This window comes from Planifilum fulgidum (genome assembly GCF_900113175.1).
In the GTDB taxonomy this organism is placed as follows: domain Bacteria; phylum Bacillota; class Bacilli; order Thermoactinomycetales; family DSM-44946; genus Planifilum; species Planifilum fulgidum.
Window position 1 is genome coordinate 14,001 of the sequence record NZ_FOOK01000031.1, and the last position, 13,979, is coordinate 27,979.

Annotated in this window: 10 protein-coding genes and 7 tRNA genes; 5 read left to right on the forward strand and 12 right to left on the reverse strand. The window is 59.2% G+C overall.

Annotated features, from left to right (window positions below; genetic code table 11):
• Nucleotides 1-689 precede the first annotated feature (689 nt).
• Entirely contained in the window at nucleotides 690-1,010 is a 321-nt protein-coding gene (locus BM063_RS14235) for a site-specific integrase (RefSeq protein ID WP_092040442.1), read from the forward strand.
• A 92-nt stretch (nucleotides 1,011-1,102) separates the two neighbouring features.
• On the opposite strand, the gene BM063_RS14240 is transcribed toward BM063_RS14235, so the two are convergent.
• From BM063_RS14240 to BM063_RS14250, 3 genes are all read right to left on the reverse strand, one after another.
• Nucleotides 1,103-1,179 (reverse strand) — tRNA-Arg (locus BM063_RS14240).
• 6 nt (nucleotides 1,180-1,185) lie between these two features.
• Nucleotides 1,186-1,273: transfer RNA gene (locus tag BM063_RS14245), tRNA-Leu, on the reverse strand.
• 93 nt (nucleotides 1,274-1,366) lie between these two features.
• Nucleotides 1,367-1,440 (reverse strand) — tRNA-Cys (locus tag BM063_RS14250).
• A gap of 64 nt (nucleotides 1,441-1,504) precedes the next feature.
• Here BM063_RS14250 and BM063_RS14255 point away from each other — a divergent pair.
• Nucleotides 1,505-1,927 (forward strand): YugN family protein, encoded by a 423-nt coding sequence (locus BM063_RS14255; protein WP_092040444.1) that lies wholly within the window; start codon nucleotides 1,505-1,507, stop codon nucleotides 1,925-1,927.
• A 9-nt stretch (nucleotides 1,928-1,936) separates the two neighbouring features.
• Here BM063_RS14255 and BM063_RS14260 read toward each other — a convergent pair.
• The 4 genes from BM063_RS14260 to BM063_RS14275 form a co-directional block, all read right to left on the reverse strand.
• Nucleotides 1,937-2,010: transfer RNA gene (locus BM063_RS14260), tRNA-Trp, on the reverse strand.
• Between the two features lie 8 nt (nucleotides 2,011-2,018).
• Nucleotides 2,019-2,094, reverse strand: a tRNA-Thr gene (locus BM063_RS14265).
• Between the two features lie 3 nt (nucleotides 2,095-2,097).
• Nucleotides 2,098-2,173 (reverse strand) — tRNA-Phe (locus BM063_RS14270).
• 79 nt (nucleotides 2,174-2,252) lie between these two features.
• Nucleotides 2,253-2,347: transfer RNA gene (locus BM063_RS14275), tRNA-Ser, on the reverse strand.
• A 342-nt stretch (nucleotides 2,348-2,689) separates the two neighbouring features.
• Here BM063_RS14275 and BM063_RS14280 point away from each other — a divergent pair.
• A complete protein-coding gene (locus BM063_RS14280; protein ID WP_245752295.1) occupies nucleotides 2,690-4,465 on the forward strand; it encodes an L-lactate permease in 1,776 nt (591 codons plus the stop codon).
• 62 nt (nucleotides 4,466-4,527) lie between these two features.
• Here the strand turns inward: BM063_RS14280 and BM063_RS14285 are convergent, their stop codons facing one another.
• The 5 genes from BM063_RS14285 to BM063_RS14305 all read right to left on the reverse strand — a co-directional run bounded on the left by BM063_RS14285 (nucleotide 4,528) and on the right by BM063_RS14305 (nucleotide 11,039).
• A complete protein-coding gene (locus BM063_RS14285; RefSeq protein ID WP_092040450.1) occupies nucleotides 4,528-6,243 on the reverse strand; it encodes a glycerol-3-phosphate dehydrogenase/oxidase in 1,716 nt (571 codons plus the stop codon).
• Nucleotides 6,244-6,311: 68 nt separating this feature from the next.
• Nucleotides 6,312-6,902: a glycerol-3-phosphate responsive antiterminator gene (locus tag BM063_RS14290; protein ID WP_092040453.1), complete on the reverse strand. Its 591-nt coding sequence runs from the start codon at nucleotides 6,900-6,902 to the stop codon at nucleotides 6,312-6,314.
• 235 nt (nucleotides 6,903-7,137) lie between these two features.
• Complete coding sequence (locus tag BM063_RS14295; protein WP_092040457.1) at nucleotides 7,138-8,397, reverse strand: hypothetical protein; 1,260 nt, start codon at nucleotides 8,395-8,397, stop codon at nucleotides 7,138-7,140.
• A 50-nt stretch (nucleotides 8,398-8,447) separates the two neighbouring features.
• Nucleotides 8,448-9,278 carry a glycerophosphodiester phosphodiesterase gene (locus tag BM063_RS14300; protein WP_092040460.1) on the reverse strand — a complete coding sequence of 277 codons (831 nt, stop codon included), beginning with the start codon at nucleotides 9,276-9,278 and terminating at the stop codon, nucleotides 8,448-8,450.
• A gap of 84 nt (nucleotides 9,279-9,362) precedes the next feature.
• Nucleotides 9,363-11,039, reverse strand: coding sequence for a CocE/NonD family hydrolase (locus BM063_RS14305; RefSeq protein ID WP_092040463.1), 1,677 nt, complete (start codon nucleotides 11,037-11,039; stop codon nucleotides 9,363-9,365).
• Nucleotides 11,040-11,243: 204 nt separating this feature from the next.
• Between BM063_RS14305 and BM063_RS14310 the strand changes: the two genes are divergently transcribed.
• Both BM063_RS14310 and BM063_RS14315 read left to right on the forward strand, forming a co-directional pair.
• The gene (locus tag BM063_RS14310; protein ID WP_092040465.1) at nucleotides 11,244-11,576 is read left to right on the forward strand and encodes a DUF2614 family zinc ribbon-containing protein; all 333 of its coding nucleotides are present in this window, start codon (nucleotides 11,244-11,246) and stop codon (nucleotides 11,574-11,576) included.
• 405 nt (nucleotides 11,577-11,981) lie between these two features.
• Nucleotides 11,982-13,973: an AMP-dependent synthetase/ligase gene (locus tag BM063_RS14315; protein ID WP_092040468.1), complete on the forward strand. Its 1,992-nt coding sequence runs from the start codon at nucleotides 11,982-11,984 to the stop codon at nucleotides 13,971-13,973.
• Nucleotides 13,974-13,979 lie beyond the last annotated feature (6 nt).

Genomic DNA, 13,979 nt, shown 5'->3' on the forward strand with positions numbered 1-13,979 from the left:
TCCCTCATAGGTAACCTACAAACAAAGACCGCTTTGGGAGTGGAGGGCCTTTCCCTGTTGGTGTTTCAATCCCTCATAGGTAACCTACAAACGTTCTTCGTCGGCTGGAAGGTGTTCGTGGTAAGGGCCATGTTTCAATCCCTCATAGGTAACCTACAAACTCGAACGGGCAAGCGATTTGGTGGACCAGGTGACGGGGTAGTTTCAATCCCTCATAGGTAACCTACAAACAGCATGTTGTAAAATGGAATAGCAAGGTCTGAAACCTCGTTTCAATCCCTCATAGGTAACCTACAAACCCCTGAAAAAGCCCGTCAGATTCATCATCTACATACTTAAACTATAACCTTTGGGAACAATTACGTCAATTGAGAAAATGGCGGTTCTCCTTCTTTCACTTGGCTTTTGGAGAATTGGAAGAAAATGATAGTGTCGTCGACCTCCAGGGGTTTTTGCATTACCGGAGGTCGACGACACCTCAAAAGGGCCGCGGTTATTCCCGAGTTCATACTCAAATTCATGGAGTGACGCGTTGTATATGGTTTTTCTTAGACTTTCCCCACACTCAGCGATGCAACGGTCTGGAGGTTAAGGAACAGCCCAAACATCATTGGAGCAGGAGATCGGTCAAAATATCTTCAGCTACAACGGAAGTGTTAAAGTAACACAAAAGGAAAGTAGATAAAGAAATGTTGCTGATCGGGAAAAAAGATGTGGAATGGGTATTTCCCAATTCTCATGGAAATATTCAAGAGCCCCGAAAAGTGATACATGTCTTTCATCGGATAATAAAGCGAGCAGATGTGCCAAAAATACGCTTTCATGATCTGCGTCACACACACGCAACCCTGCTCCTCCAACAGGGTGTACATCCAAAAATTGTGTCGGAACGTCTTGGACACGCCAGCATAACATTAACCCTGGACACATATTCGCACGTAATTCCATCGCTGCAAAAGGAGGCAGCCATGATGTTTGATCAACTGAGAAAAAACACTTTATCAGACTAAAGGTTTGCAATTCGTTTGCAATTTGGGTTGAAAAACGGTTGTAGTCAGATCCATGGAAATTGAAAAAGCCGCGATTTTACGCGGCTTTTTCATGGCGTGCCCTGGAGGATTTGAACCCCCGACCTTCTGATTCGTAGTCAGACGCTCTATCCAACTGAGCTAAGGGCACAAGATATGGTGCGGACGAAGGGACTTGAACCCCCACGGTCTTAACGACCACTAGATCCTGAATCTAGCGCGTCTGCCAATTCCGCCACGTCCGCACGTTGTTGATTTATCCTTTGTCTTGCGAAGACATTAGATAATGTATCACATGTCGTCCAGAATGTCAACAGGAAATTTCACTTGTCATTTGTTGGAGGCGGCACCCGGATTCGAACCGGGGATAAAGGATTTGCAGTCCTCTGCCTTACCACTTGGCTATGCCGCCATGGTCGCATGGAGTCGGTCCCGATCTGAAACAATAAGAATGTCAGCGGAAAGGAGATGAACCCATGATACCTTTGGAATCGCGCATCGAAAACCTTCGCGCCGGCTTCGGCGAACTGAAATCCGTATTTGAACAACAGGGCTTTGTCCTTGGCGGCGGTTACGAATATGACCATGGCTACTTCGACAAGCCCCTCGACCGGGAAAACGACAGGGCCCACCGCGTTTATCTGCGCGTCCCCGTTTTCGCCGTCGAGGGAAACATCGAAGAGGACGACGCCACGGTCCGCCTGGGCAAACCCTTCGTGCTCAAACACGAATTCAAGACGGGACCGGACGATCGCGTCACCACCGGCGCATTCAGCGGGCTCGTCAATCAGTTCGCCGAGCCCGCCGACAAAGACGATGCCGTTGAAACCGTGTGGGTGGAAAGGGCCAAGTCCGCATTAGATGAACTGGAACGGGGACTTGACCCCCTGATCCATTGAGATGAGTATTGGCAGGGGCGGCAGGAATCGAACCCGCACCGGAGGTTTTGGAGACCTCTGTTCTACCATTAAACTACGCCCCTACAGTGCATGGTGCCGGATGTAGGACTCGAACCCACGACACCTCGCTTACAAGGCGAGTGCTCTACCAGCTGAGCTAATCCGGCACGTGGTGGTTCGGGGCGGAATCGAACCGCCGACACGAGGATTTTCAGTCCTCTGCTCTACCGACTGAGCTACCGAACCATCCTCCGACGGACCGGAAGCCGGTCCGATCGGTGAAAAAAAGACTCCTGAGCCCATCAGAAGTCTGCTCACATGAAACTGGCGGAGAGGGAGGGATTCGAACCCTCGAGACGGGTTTTTACCCGTCTACACGATTTCCAGTCGTGCTCCTTCGGCCAGCTCGGACACCTCTCCACGATGCGTCAATCGCTGTACATTTTCCGGTCGTGACATCCATTATTCTATATCGGAAAGTTTGACCGTGTCAAGAGGAAAATCATCCCCCCGGATTTCCCCTCCAAACCCGCCGGAGGAAAAACGGCCTCCGTTCGGCAGTTTGTCCCTTTCGCGTCCTTTTTATGCCGCGGCGGATGGATCAAATTCAAAATAAAACGATTATTGAAAATTCCATTAACTATTGATAAAAATGAAGGCGGGGGGATATGTCCCAATATCCTCCATTCGTTGCCAAGACAGGCGGTGACGGACGGACCGGCCTGAAAGCGCAAACACTCCATCCGGTTGGGGGGAATGGACATGCTTTCCTTGTTGGCCTTGCTTCCCGTGTTGACGGTCCTTCTGCTTCTGGTGGCCTTCAAGTGGCCGGCGAAAACGGCCATGCCCCTGGCCTTTGTCGTCACGGTGGGATTGTCCCTGTGGGTGTGGGAAGTTCCCTTCAATCAGGTCCTGGCGGCCACGGTCGACGGCCTGATCACGGCGCTGACCCTCCTCTACATCATCTTCGGAGCCATTCTGCTGCTGAACACCTTGAGCGAAAGCGGCGCCCTGATCACGATCCGAAAGGGGCTGTCAAACATCTCCCCGGACCGTCGGGTGCAGGCGGTGATCATCGCCTGGCTGTTCGGCTCCTTCATCGAGGGGGCGGCCGGTTTCGGCACTCCCGCCGCCGTGACCGCTCCGCTTTTGGTCGGACTGGGCTTTCCGGCGATGGCGGCGGTGGTGTGCGCCTTGATCATCCAGAGCACCCCGGTCTCCTTCGGAGCCCTGGGAACGCCGATCCTGGTGGGGATCAGTTCGGGACTGGGCGAAGGCAGGCTGAGCGAAGTGACGAAGGTGGTCGGTTCCGACTGGGAAGCGGTCCTCTCCTCCATCGGCGTGAAGGTGGCCGCTTTGCACTTCGCGGCCGGGTTTTTCATCCCGCTGCTGATGGTCGCTCTCCTGACCCGCTTCTTCGGAAAAAACCGCTCCTTCCGGGAGGGGCTCAGGGCGTGGCGGTTCGCCTTCTTCGGCGCCCTGGCGATGACGATCCCCTATCTCCTCACGGCCGCCGCCCTCGGTCCCGAATTCCCCTCCCTCTTCGGCGGGCTGATCGGGCTGGCGGTGGTGGTGTGGGCGGCCCGGAAGGGATGGTTTCATCCGAAAGACGGCATATGGGATTTCGACGCCCCGGAAAAATGGGAGCCGGAATGGGTGGGCAGCCTTCGCCTGAACGACCCCGCGTCCCTCTCCGTCAAAATGCCCGCCTGGAAAGCGTGGACGCCGTATCTTCTGGTGGGCTTGTTTCTCGTTCTCACCCGGATGGACGCCCTTCCCCTCAAAGGATGGCTCAACGGCGTCACCATTGACCTGGAGGATCTGTTCGGGTCGGGCATGTCCGTCAGCGTGAGCCCCCTCTACCTCCCGGGAACCATCTTCATCGTGGTGGTTCTCCTGACGGCGCTGATCCATCGGATGGACAGCGCCGCCTTCCGAAGGGCCTGGACGGGCACCTTCAAAACGACGGGACTGGCATCCGTCGCCCTTCTCTTTGCGGTTCCGATGGTGAAGGTGTTCATCGGTTCCTCCGGGGGAGCCGCCGGTTACGACAGCATGCCCATCGAACTGGCCAAGGGCGTGGCCGACACGGTGGGGTCCGTCTGGCCCATTTTCGCCCCGTCCATCGGCGCTCTGGGAGCCTTCATCGCAGGCAGCAACACCGTCTCCAACATGATGTTCTCCCTGTTCCAGTTCGGGGTGGGAACGCGGATCGGGGCGGATCCCTCCTGGATCGTCGCCCTGCAGGCCATCGGCGGAGCCGCGGGAAACATGATCTGCGTCCACAACGTGGTGGCCGCATCCGCCACCGTCGGGCTGATCAACAAGGAGGGGGCCATCATCCGCAAAACGCTGATTCCCACCCTGTATTACGTCCTCTTCGGCGGCGCGCTGGGCTACACGATCCTGCACGGCTTCGGATGGAACATCGGAACGGTGATCGTCCTCGGAACCGTCGCCGGTTTCGCCTTCCTCCTGGTCCGCTTCGGCGGAACCCCTCCGGGGGTGTCCCAATCCCGCTCCGTCTCCAGGGGATAAAAAGATGCGGGGGATGCGCCTCCCCCCTTGCGCAGGAGGGGCATCCCCCCTTTTTGTCTTCTTCACACAAACTCCGTCGCCTCCTGGATGCACCGGTCCAAATCCGCCCGGCGGCGGGAACAGGTCTCCTCATCCCAGCCGCACACATCCCGCATGCACGCAAGAACGGGTTCTTTCCACCGCTTCACCCGTTGGATGTCGAAAAACAGATCCCCGGTCCGGCGAACCCAGAAGTCGGCGGGGGTTGCGGCCATCTCCTCCTCCACGGCGTAGATCAGGGTGGCGTACAGGGAAGGCGGCAATCCGTAAGCCTCCGCTTCCTTCCCCCGCGAGGCGATCAGCCCGAACACCTTGTCGATGTTGGTCCCATAGCGCCGGACAAGCTGCTGCGCCTCCCGTTCGTCCAGTCCCAGCCCCGTTCCTTCCCGCGCCTTTTCCTCCACAAAGGCGGGGAAGCGGTCGGATCCGCCGAAATCGCCGCCGGAGAGGGGAATCCGCTCCGTCACGCAGGGCCCGAAGGAACCCGCCCCCTCCTCGGCCAGCTCGGCGCACACCCGGTCCACCACCCGCTGGGCCATCTTGCGGTAACCGGTCAATTTCCCCCCCGCAATGGTGATCAATCCGGTTTTGGACAGGAAAATCTCATCCTTCCGGGAAATTTCCGTCGTCGGCTTTCCTTCCTCGCGGATGAGCGGGCGGATCCCCGCCCAACCCGATTCGATCTGATCCGCCGTAAGCCGTACGGAGGGAAACATCCCGTTGACCGCCCGCAGGAGATAGTCGCGATCCTCCACGCTCATGCGCGGGCGGGCCAGGTCCCCGTGATATTCGGTGTCCGTCGTTCCGATGTAGGTTTTTCCGTCCCGCGGAATGGCAAACACCATCCGGCCGTCCGGGGCGTCGAAATAGACGGCGTGCCGCAGAGGGAAATGCTTCTGGTCCGTCACGATGTGGATCCCCTTGCTCCACTGGATGGTCTTCCCCGTTTTCGACCCGTCTTTTTCGCGCAGCTCATCCACCCAGGGTCCCGTCGCATTGACCACCTTTTTGGCATAAATCCGGTGGGACTCGCCGGTCAAGGTGTCGACCACCTCGGCCCCGGCCACTTTCCCGTCCCGGTAAAGCAGGTTTTCCGCCTTGGCGTAATTGGCGGCAAGAGCGCCCCGCTTCACCGCCTCCTTCAACACCTCCAGCGTCAGCCGGGCGTCGTCGGTCCGGTACTCCACATAGAGTCCGGCTCCCTTCAATCCCTCCTTTCTCAACAGCGGCTCCCGCTGGAGCGTTTCCTTCGGACTCAGCATCCTTCTCCGCTCTTCCTTCTTCACCCCGGCCAGACGGTCGTACACGAACAACCCGATCGAAATGCCCGCCCTGCCGAAGGTGCCTCCTTCAATGACCGGCAGCAGCATCCATTCCGGTGTCGTCACATGGGGGCCGTTTTCATAGACGATCGCCCGCTCCTTTCCCACCTCGGCGACCAGCCCGATTTCCAGCTGTTTCAGATACCGGAGCCCTCCGTGAACCAGCTTGGTCGAACGGCTCGAGGTGCCCGCGGCAAAATCCTGCATTTCGACAAGCCCCACGGAAAGCCCCCTCGTCCGGGCGTCCAGGGCGATTCCCGCCCCGGTGATCCCCCCTCCGATGACAAGCAGGTCCAGCTCTTTTTCCGCCATCGCCCGCAGATGATCCGAACGCTTCAGGCCGGAAAACGGCTGTTTCAACGCATCCACCCCTTTCACGGAAAAAACCACAATTCCCCGTGCATCCGCACGAAGCATTGTGGTCTTCTCCCGTCTCATCCAACTTATTAACTTTTCCCGAAATCAAGTGAGAAAAGGCACTTTCATTATTCCTGTTCCCTTTTCTCCGGGCGATAAACCCCGGACTGCATCTGTTCCCATATCTCCCGGCGCGAGGTGGTCACCGCCACCGCCCCCGCTTCCAGGGCGGCGCAAACCTCCTCCCGGCTCCGGATCAAACCGCCGGCCAGGATGGGGATATCCACCCGCTGCCGTACCTCCCGAATGATGTGGGGAAGGATGCCGGGCAACACCTCGATGTAATCCGGACGGAAGGAATCCAGCAGCCGGTAGCCGGTCTCCATGGCATGGCTGTCCAGAAGGAACATCCGCTGAATCGCCATCAGCGACCGCTTTTTTGCCACCTGGACCACCTGGGTGCGGGTGGAAATCAAGCCGGCGGGGCGGATCTGCTGGCACAAAAATTCCGCCGCGTGTTCGTCGTTTCTCAGTCCCTTGATCAAATCCACATGCAGCAGCACCTTTTTGTTCCGCCTCTTCGCCATGGACACCAGGGACTGGAGCTGCGCCGCGTGACTATCCAGCAGGATCAAATATTCGTACGGGGATTTGAGCATCCGTTCGAAGTCCTTGACGCTCCTCGCCGCTGGCACAATCTTCTGATTCCCCAATCGCATTTTTCCGCTCCCCCAAGGCCTTGACGACGCCCGCCGAAGGGCACGGTTTAGCCATACCTCCGGGCTTCTTCCTTATCTGGCGGCTTGCGGACGAAAGTCCGCCAGGGCATGCTGACCGATCTCCGGGACCGGGGCGGAAAACGATTTTCCGCATCCCGCTCCGTCCCGGAAAACATCCTTTCCACCGATACTCTTTTTCGATCATTCTTGAAAAATTTCCTTCACGTGGAAACTGTCACCTTCGGTACATGATCAAAAGCGCAAGTCCGTAAAGAACCCACGCGGCCGTCCCCAAAGCCGCTCCCGAAAACGTCAGCGCTCCCTGACCCAAACCGGTTCCGAGGGCCAATAGCACCGCTCCCGCGGCGGAACCCGTCAAGGAGACCACCGTCATCCTCCGGGGCATCATCTCTTGCAAAGCGGGAATCCGCTTCGAAGAATCCTTCGCCGCCCCATGGCCGTAGCGCCCCATCCAGCGTAAAAAGAGAAGAATCTTGGCCATGAAGGCGCCAATGTTCCATTGCAGAAATCCCAGCAGGGACAGCAAGAGGCCGGAAGCCGCCCAATTCTCCCGGAGGCCGCCCAGGGAGGCAAACGCCCACGCCGCCACCACCGGCCATCCTCCGTACAGCCCCCCGAGAATCCATTTCAGCACCCACTCCACTTCCCGCCGGCGACGATGGCGAAAATGGCGATACAAGTCAACCAGCACCCAGGCATAGCCGATCAAGTAAAGGAGCCACCCGGCGGCCGACAGTCCCCCGGACACCGCGACCCTTCCGCCCGCTTTCAGCGCTTCTCCCGCAAGCACCGCCGCCATTCCGGCAAGCACCAGGAAGCCCGGGCCGCTTTTGCGCAATCCCTTGTACCGGGAAGAGACGAAAAACCCCATCAGACGGGGACTGATCAGGAGGATCAAGGTGGTGAACCAACCGACAATCCCCGACATCATGTGCAACGGCAGGGTCCCCTCCCCCGCCGGAAACCGGCCGAGGGACATGGAGACCCCCAGCAAAACAGTGACAAAGAAGAAAGGAAAGGCGGCCGCGAGCAGCAGCGCCTCGCCCTTCTTTTTCAAGGTCCGCAGGGTTTGTCCAAGATTCCACAAAAGAATGACGGTCGACAGGATCAAAAGCAGCCCGCCGACCGCGGCGATGCGCCACACATCGACAAGGAAGCCCAGGGGGAGGGCGACGGCGCCGAGCACGATCAAGGCGTACTGAACATAGCCGAGCCGAATCGAGTACAGTCGGCCCTGAAAGGCGACGGGCACGATTTGCAGCATCGCCCCGTGCACCACGATCATCGCATATCCGATCACGAACAGGTGAACCGCCGCCAGGAGCGAAGAATCGAGCCACCTGCCCCGGGAGAGGGACTCCGCCGCCTGAATCAAGAAAAACCAGCAGGCGCCGAGAAATCCGACCCCGGTCAGCATGTACACTCGGGTGATCCGAAAGCGGGATGACAGGAAATTCTGATTCGTCGCAGACATCGGTGTTCCCCCTTCACCCCCGGGTCAAAGCGCTGTTTTTTCACGAAAACCTATTTCCGATATCCCAGTTCGGGAAAATCGGTGACGATCCCGTCCACGCCGAGGGCGATCATGCGATCCGCTTCTTCCTTCGTCTGAATGGTCCACGGAGTGATCTTCATGCCCAGGTTGTGGATGCGCCGGACCAGATCCTCATCCACCAGCATCTGGTTGGGATTCACATAATCCGCATAGCGGGCAAAATCGGCCAGCTCCTCATCGCTCACCCCGTCCCGGTAATCGCCGTAGCTGAGGAGAACCCCCACCGGCACCGAAGGCAAAAGGCGGTGGAACTTTTTCACCGAATCGTGTCCAAAGGATTGGACGATCACTTTTCCGTTATTGGGCCGGTGCATGTTCCGCTTTTTCAGGGCATTGGCCACCTTTTCCTCGATTCCGGGATACAGTTCGGGGTTTTTGATTTCGATCAGGATGCCGATCTTCCCCCGGTACCGGTCGAGCACCTCCTCCAGGGTGGGAATCCTTTCACCGGCAAACTCCGGCCCGAACCAGCTCCCCGCATCCAGCCGCTTCAGTTCCTTCAGGGTGAGATCCCCCACCCGGCCGGTTCCGTCGGTGGTTCGATCCACGGTGGCGTCGTGGATGACCACCAGGTGGCCGTCCTTGCTCATCTGCACATCCAACTCGAAGAAGTCCGCCTTCATTTTCACGGCCTTGTCAAAGGCCGCCAGGGTGTTTTCCGGCGCATGGCCCGAAGCGCCCCGGTGGGCGATGTTCAAAAACGAATCCTTGGCCTCGGCTCCGGGTCCGCCCACCCCAAAGGCGCTCCACACCAACAACGTCAGCAAGGAAACGAGCAGCCAAAATCTCCCGCGAAACATCGGATCTCCCCCTTCCCGATGATTCGGGCGATTCGCCCGGTTCTGGTTCCGATTATATATATACGGGGGAATCCAAAAATTTTATCACCTTGAAATCACCGGAAGGATGATGGCGGAGGGGTACTGTTTGCTGTGGTAGACCGTCTGTTCCGCCACTTCCATGTCGGTGCTCCGTCCCAGGGGCGCGCCGGTGTTCAAATTGCGGTCATACTTGGGAAAGGCGCTGGAGGCGATCTCCACGCGGATGCGGTGCCCCTTCTTGAACACGTGGGAAGTATTCCAAAGATCGATCTCAAACCGGTAAACGCGCCCCGGCTCGAGCAGCTCCGGACGATCCATCCCCTTGCGAAAGCGGCCCCGCACCATGCCGTCCGTCAACCGCTGGGCAAACCCGTTCGGCCACACATCCAATAGTTTTGCCATGAAATCGGTGTCCCTGGCGCTGGTGGAGGCGAACAGCTCCATCCGGACCGGCCCGGTCACCTCCAGATCCTCCTCCAGGGGAGGCGTGGTGTACACCAGCACGTCATCCCTCCGCTCGACGGCGGAATAATCGTCGGGGCCGCCGATCTGGGCGGAGGTCATCTCGGTGATGTAGGGCACGGGATCGGCGGGGTCGTACCGGAACCGGTCAAAGGGCGCCTCTCCCTCCGCCGGGGGATCGGTGCACAGGCGGCCGTCGCCGAAGCGGCTGTTGGCCCGCCCGCCGCTGCGGAGGTAATACCGGGTCCACCGGGTGTCGGGAAGGGGCCAATCCTCCTCCTCCCGCCACCGGTTTTCCCCCATGACGAAAATGCGGACCGGGGGCTCGTCCATAATCCCGTTTTCCTTTCCCTTCAACCAATAGTCGAACCACCGAAGCTGGTATCCCAAGAGATCGATGACGGACTCCGGCCCGAAATCGATCTCTCCCAGGCGGGTGGAACGGTTGATCCGGTGCGGCCAGGGGCCCATGATCAGCTTTTGGCTGCGCCGGGCCCGCTCCGTGGCGGCATGGCGGACCATGCCCATGTAGTTGAGGGGCGTGCCCACCTGCTCGTCGTCGTACCAGCCGGAGATGTGGAGCACGGGCAGGTCCAACTCGTGAAAGCGGTCCTGATAACAGATCTCCTTCCACCAATCGTCCAGCTGCGGATGGCGAATCTCCTCCCGCCAGTGGGGGAGGGACTTTCCCGTCAGCTCGTCCATGGTTTCCAGGGGCAGATGCCAATAGATCCGCTCCCAGTCGATCACGTCCACATTCTGCATCACCCGTCCGCTGGTCATGTAGAGCCAACACAGGTGATGGGGCGTGGGCACCCCCGTCGGCCATTCCACAAAGGGATCCGACGGGGAAACGATGCTGATCATCGCCTTCAGGTGGGGCGGATGGTGCAAGGCGGCCAACCACTGAATCCGCGCCAGATACGACGCTCCCATGGTGCCGACCGCGCCGCTGCACCAGGGTTGGGCCGCCGCCCATTCGATGCTGTCGTATCCGTCGCGCCCCTCGTTCCGGTAGGGGACGAACTCCCCGTCGGAATCGCCCCGGCCGCGCACATCCATGTACACCACCCCGTAACCGCGGGATGCGAAAAAGCGGGCCGTGGCGTCAATCTCATCGCTGGTCTTCCCGTAAGGCGTCCGGACCACGATGGCCGGAACCTTTTCCTCCGAACGGGGACGGTACACATCCGCGGAGAGGGTGATGCCGTCCCGCATCGGCACCCGGACATCCCGCTGCACCATGACCTCCCGAGTTTCAGATCTTGCACGGCTCATGCCGATCCTCCTTTTCACGTTCGCATCTCCCTTGAAGTCCGGGGGGTTCCCGGCGGGACCGAAGCCCCCTGAATCACTTCCCCCTTTCCCTCCCCGGATCCTCTTTCCCGCCGCTGACCCGGGGGATATCAAAATGGTATACTGAAAGAGGCCAAAAACTTCGGGGGCGGACCGGCCCCACTTCCTGAAAGGGAGCAAAAAACCATGCTGTTCGCCAATAAAATCAACAAGCTCCGCACCTTCGGCCTGTTGTTCATCTTCTTGGGCTTCGGCGCCATGTATCTCGGCTTTCTGTGGCCTTCCCTGCACAGCCTCTTTTTCATCCTGGGACTGCTCGTCATCCTCGGGGGTGTGGGCATCTACTTCTGGACCGGCATCCTCTCCATGCAGGCCGTCCAAATCGAGTGCCCCAAGTGCGGAAGGATCACCAAGATCCTAGGTAAAATGGACCAATGCGCCCATTGCAAGGTCTATCTTTCCCTCGACCCCAGGCACGCGCCGAAGGAAAACCCGTCCCAGCCGCCTTCCGCCAAATGAACGGCATCGGACAGGGGGCGCACCTTTTTCAGCTTTTCCCGGGACTCCGAGGGACGGGACATGCGCGCAAAGGACGCTAAAACCCCCGTATCAGGGGGTTTTTTTGGTTTAGAGAGATGTTATTACCAAAGACATATTTTTCCGAAAGTCATTTTTTTATGTCAATTCCAACTGTATAATGATACGTAGCGTACCCCAGGATCGACATTCTTCGCGGGAAACCAGTATCGTCCGGGAAAATCGGCGTTGGATACGACCTTGAAAAAAGTCCGATCGCTTCGCCGCCGGTCTTCCATCATCCGTCACCCATTCCTCTCGTTTTTTGTCAATTCCCCCAATTTTCTTTACCCGAACCGCCCCTGCCCGGACGCATCCATCACCTCATTTCTTTCAAGGGGGGCCTTTATGTGGCAGAAACCTCAAAACCTCCTGGAAATGCTGCATTTCACCGTCAAGCGACATCCCGGCAAACAAGCCGTCCTGTGGAAGGAAGAAGGCCGATGCCGCAGCCTTGACTACTTCGAACTGTGGGACCAGATCCGTCAGTTGGCCTTCGCCCTGCGCCAAATGGGCGTCCAGCGGAACACCAAGGTGGCCATCGTCGCCGAAAACGGCCCCCGCTGGTTGATAAGCGACTTCGCCATCCTCAGCCTCGGCGCGGTCACCGTTCCGATTCATCCGTCCCTGAACGGCAATCAGATCCGCGCCATCCTGCAGGACGCCGACGCGGAAGTGGCCATCGTGCAGAACCGGGAAATGGCGGAGCGCGTGAAAAACTGGCCGGAACGGGTCAAAAAGGTGATCCTGATGGAGGCATCCGCCTCCGACCACCCCCTGATGATCCCCTTCAACACGGCGATGGATCAGGGAAAGGCGTGCCCCATCATCGACCGTTGGGGATGGCAAAGCCTGGGCCGGAACGATCTGGCCACCATCGTGTACACCTCCGGAACGACGGGCGATCCCAGGGGCGTGATGCTCTCCCACGGAAACATCCTGGCCGATGTGGAAAACCTCCGGCACTTTGTTCCGGTCACCCACCGCGACACATCCCTTTCTTTCCTTCCCCTCTCCCACATCTTCGGCCGGACCGCCGGTCTCTTTCTTCCCGCGGCGGCCGGAGGAACCGTCGCCTATGGGGACGCTCCCGACACCGCGCTCGAAAATCTGCTTGAAATCAGGCCCACCCTCCTCATCGGCGTTCCCCGGCTGTTTGAAAAATGGCACGCCCGGGTGATGGAATCCGTCGAGCGGAGCTCCCCGCTGAAAAAGCGGCTCTTCCGGCGGGCCCTCGGGGTGGGCGAGGAACGCCTCCGCCACATCAGCCAAGCCCCCGGCCGGCCCCTTCCCCTGGCGCTCGAGAAAAAATACCTCCGGGCCAGAAAGCTCGTCTTCTCCGGGATCCACGAAAACGCCGGGGGGAACCTGCGGCTGATGATTTCCGCCGGGGCTCCCCTCCATCCGGAGATCAGCCGGTTCTTCCTCGCCGCCGGGCTTCCCTTGGTGGAGGGATACGGCATGGCCGAATCGCCGGTCATCGCCTGCAATCCGGTCCACCTCATCAAACCGGGAACGGCGGGGCGGCCGATCCCCGGCACGGAGGTGAAGCTGACCGACGACGGGGAACTCCTTGTGAAAGGCCCCGGCGTCATGACGGGCTACCACAAGCGGCCCGAAGAAACCGCAAAAACGGTGGTGAACGGTTGGCTCCACACCGGCGACATCGCCCAGATCGACGGGGAAGGGTACCTCCGGATCGTGGACCGGAAGAAAAACCTCATCGCCCTGTCGACGGGCAAACATGTCGCCCCCCAACCGGTGGAAAGCGCCCTGACCGCCAGCCGGTTCATAGAGCAGGCGGTGCTCGTCGGACACAACCGCCCCTTTGTCTGCGCTCTGGTCGTGCCGGAGTTCGACGCGCTCGCCCGGCACGCCAAAAAACGCGGATGGCCATTTCAATCCCGGGAGGAATTGGCGCGTCTGTCCCGCCGGCTGCTCAAGGGGGAAATCGAGCGACTGACCGCCGAATTCGCCCCCTTTGAGCGACCCAGGAAGTTTTTGGTGCTGACGGAACCCTTCACCCTTGAAAAGGGGGAACTGACCCCGTCACTGAAGGTTCGGACCGGCGTTGCAGAGAAAAAGTATGGGGAAGCCATCGACGCCCTCTATTCGGAGGAGGGTTGGGAAGAGGTCATTTCCCAATCGGGCGGGGAGGCGGAGCCGCCGACGCCTTCGGAAGGCCCCGCCGTCGTCCCGCTTTTTCAGCCGGAGGAAAGCGAAGCGTCCGATTCGCCCAAAAAAAGCCTCCGCTGGAAAGAGGTGATTCTGAGCCGCCAGGTGTTTGTCGGCATCCTCATCGGGGTTCTCGCCGGAATCATCGCGCGTGTGCTATTCTGAACCAAA

What these genes read in the sequence shown, in the direction of transcription:
- BM063_RS14235 (WP_092040442.1), top strand. Translation starts at nt 690, where the DNA reads ATGTTGCTGATCGGGAAAAAAGATGTGGAATGGGTATTTCCCAATTCT.
- BM063_RS14255 (WP_092040444.1), top strand. Translation starts at nt 1,505, where the DNA reads ATGATACCTTTGGAATCGCGCATCGAAAACCTTCGCGCCGGCTTCGGC.
- BM063_RS14280 (WP_245752295.1), top strand. Translation starts at nt 2,690, where the DNA reads ATGCTTTCCTTGTTGGCCTTGCTTCCCGTGTTGACGGTCCTTCTGCTT.
- BM063_RS14285 (WP_092040450.1), bottom strand. Translation starts at nt 6,243, where the DNA reads ATGCTTCGTGCGGATGCACGGGGAATTGTGGTTTTTTCCGTGAAAGGG.
- BM063_RS14290 (WP_092040453.1), bottom strand. Translation starts at nt 6,902, where the DNA reads ATGCGATTGGGGAATCAGAAGATTGTGCCAGCGGCGAGGAGCGTCAAG.
- BM063_RS14295 (WP_092040457.1), bottom strand. Translation starts at nt 8,397, where the DNA reads ATGTCTGCGACGAATCAGAATTTCCTGTCATCCCGCTTTCGGATCACC.
- BM063_RS14300 (WP_092040460.1), bottom strand. Translation starts at nt 9,278, where the DNA reads ATGTTTCGCGGGAGATTTTGGCTGCTCGTTTCCTTGCTGACGTTGTTG.
- BM063_RS14305 (WP_092040463.1), bottom strand. Translation starts at nt 11,039, where the DNA reads ATGAGCCGTGCAAGATCTGAAACTCGGGAGGTCATGGTGCAGCGGGAT.
- BM063_RS14310 (WP_092040465.1), top strand. Translation starts at nt 11,244, where the DNA reads ATGCTGTTCGCCAATAAAATCAACAAGCTCCGCACCTTCGGCCTGTTG.
- BM063_RS14315 (WP_092040468.1), top strand. Translation starts at nt 11,982, where the DNA reads ATGTGGCAGAAACCTCAAAACCTCCTGGAAATGCTGCATTTCACCGTC.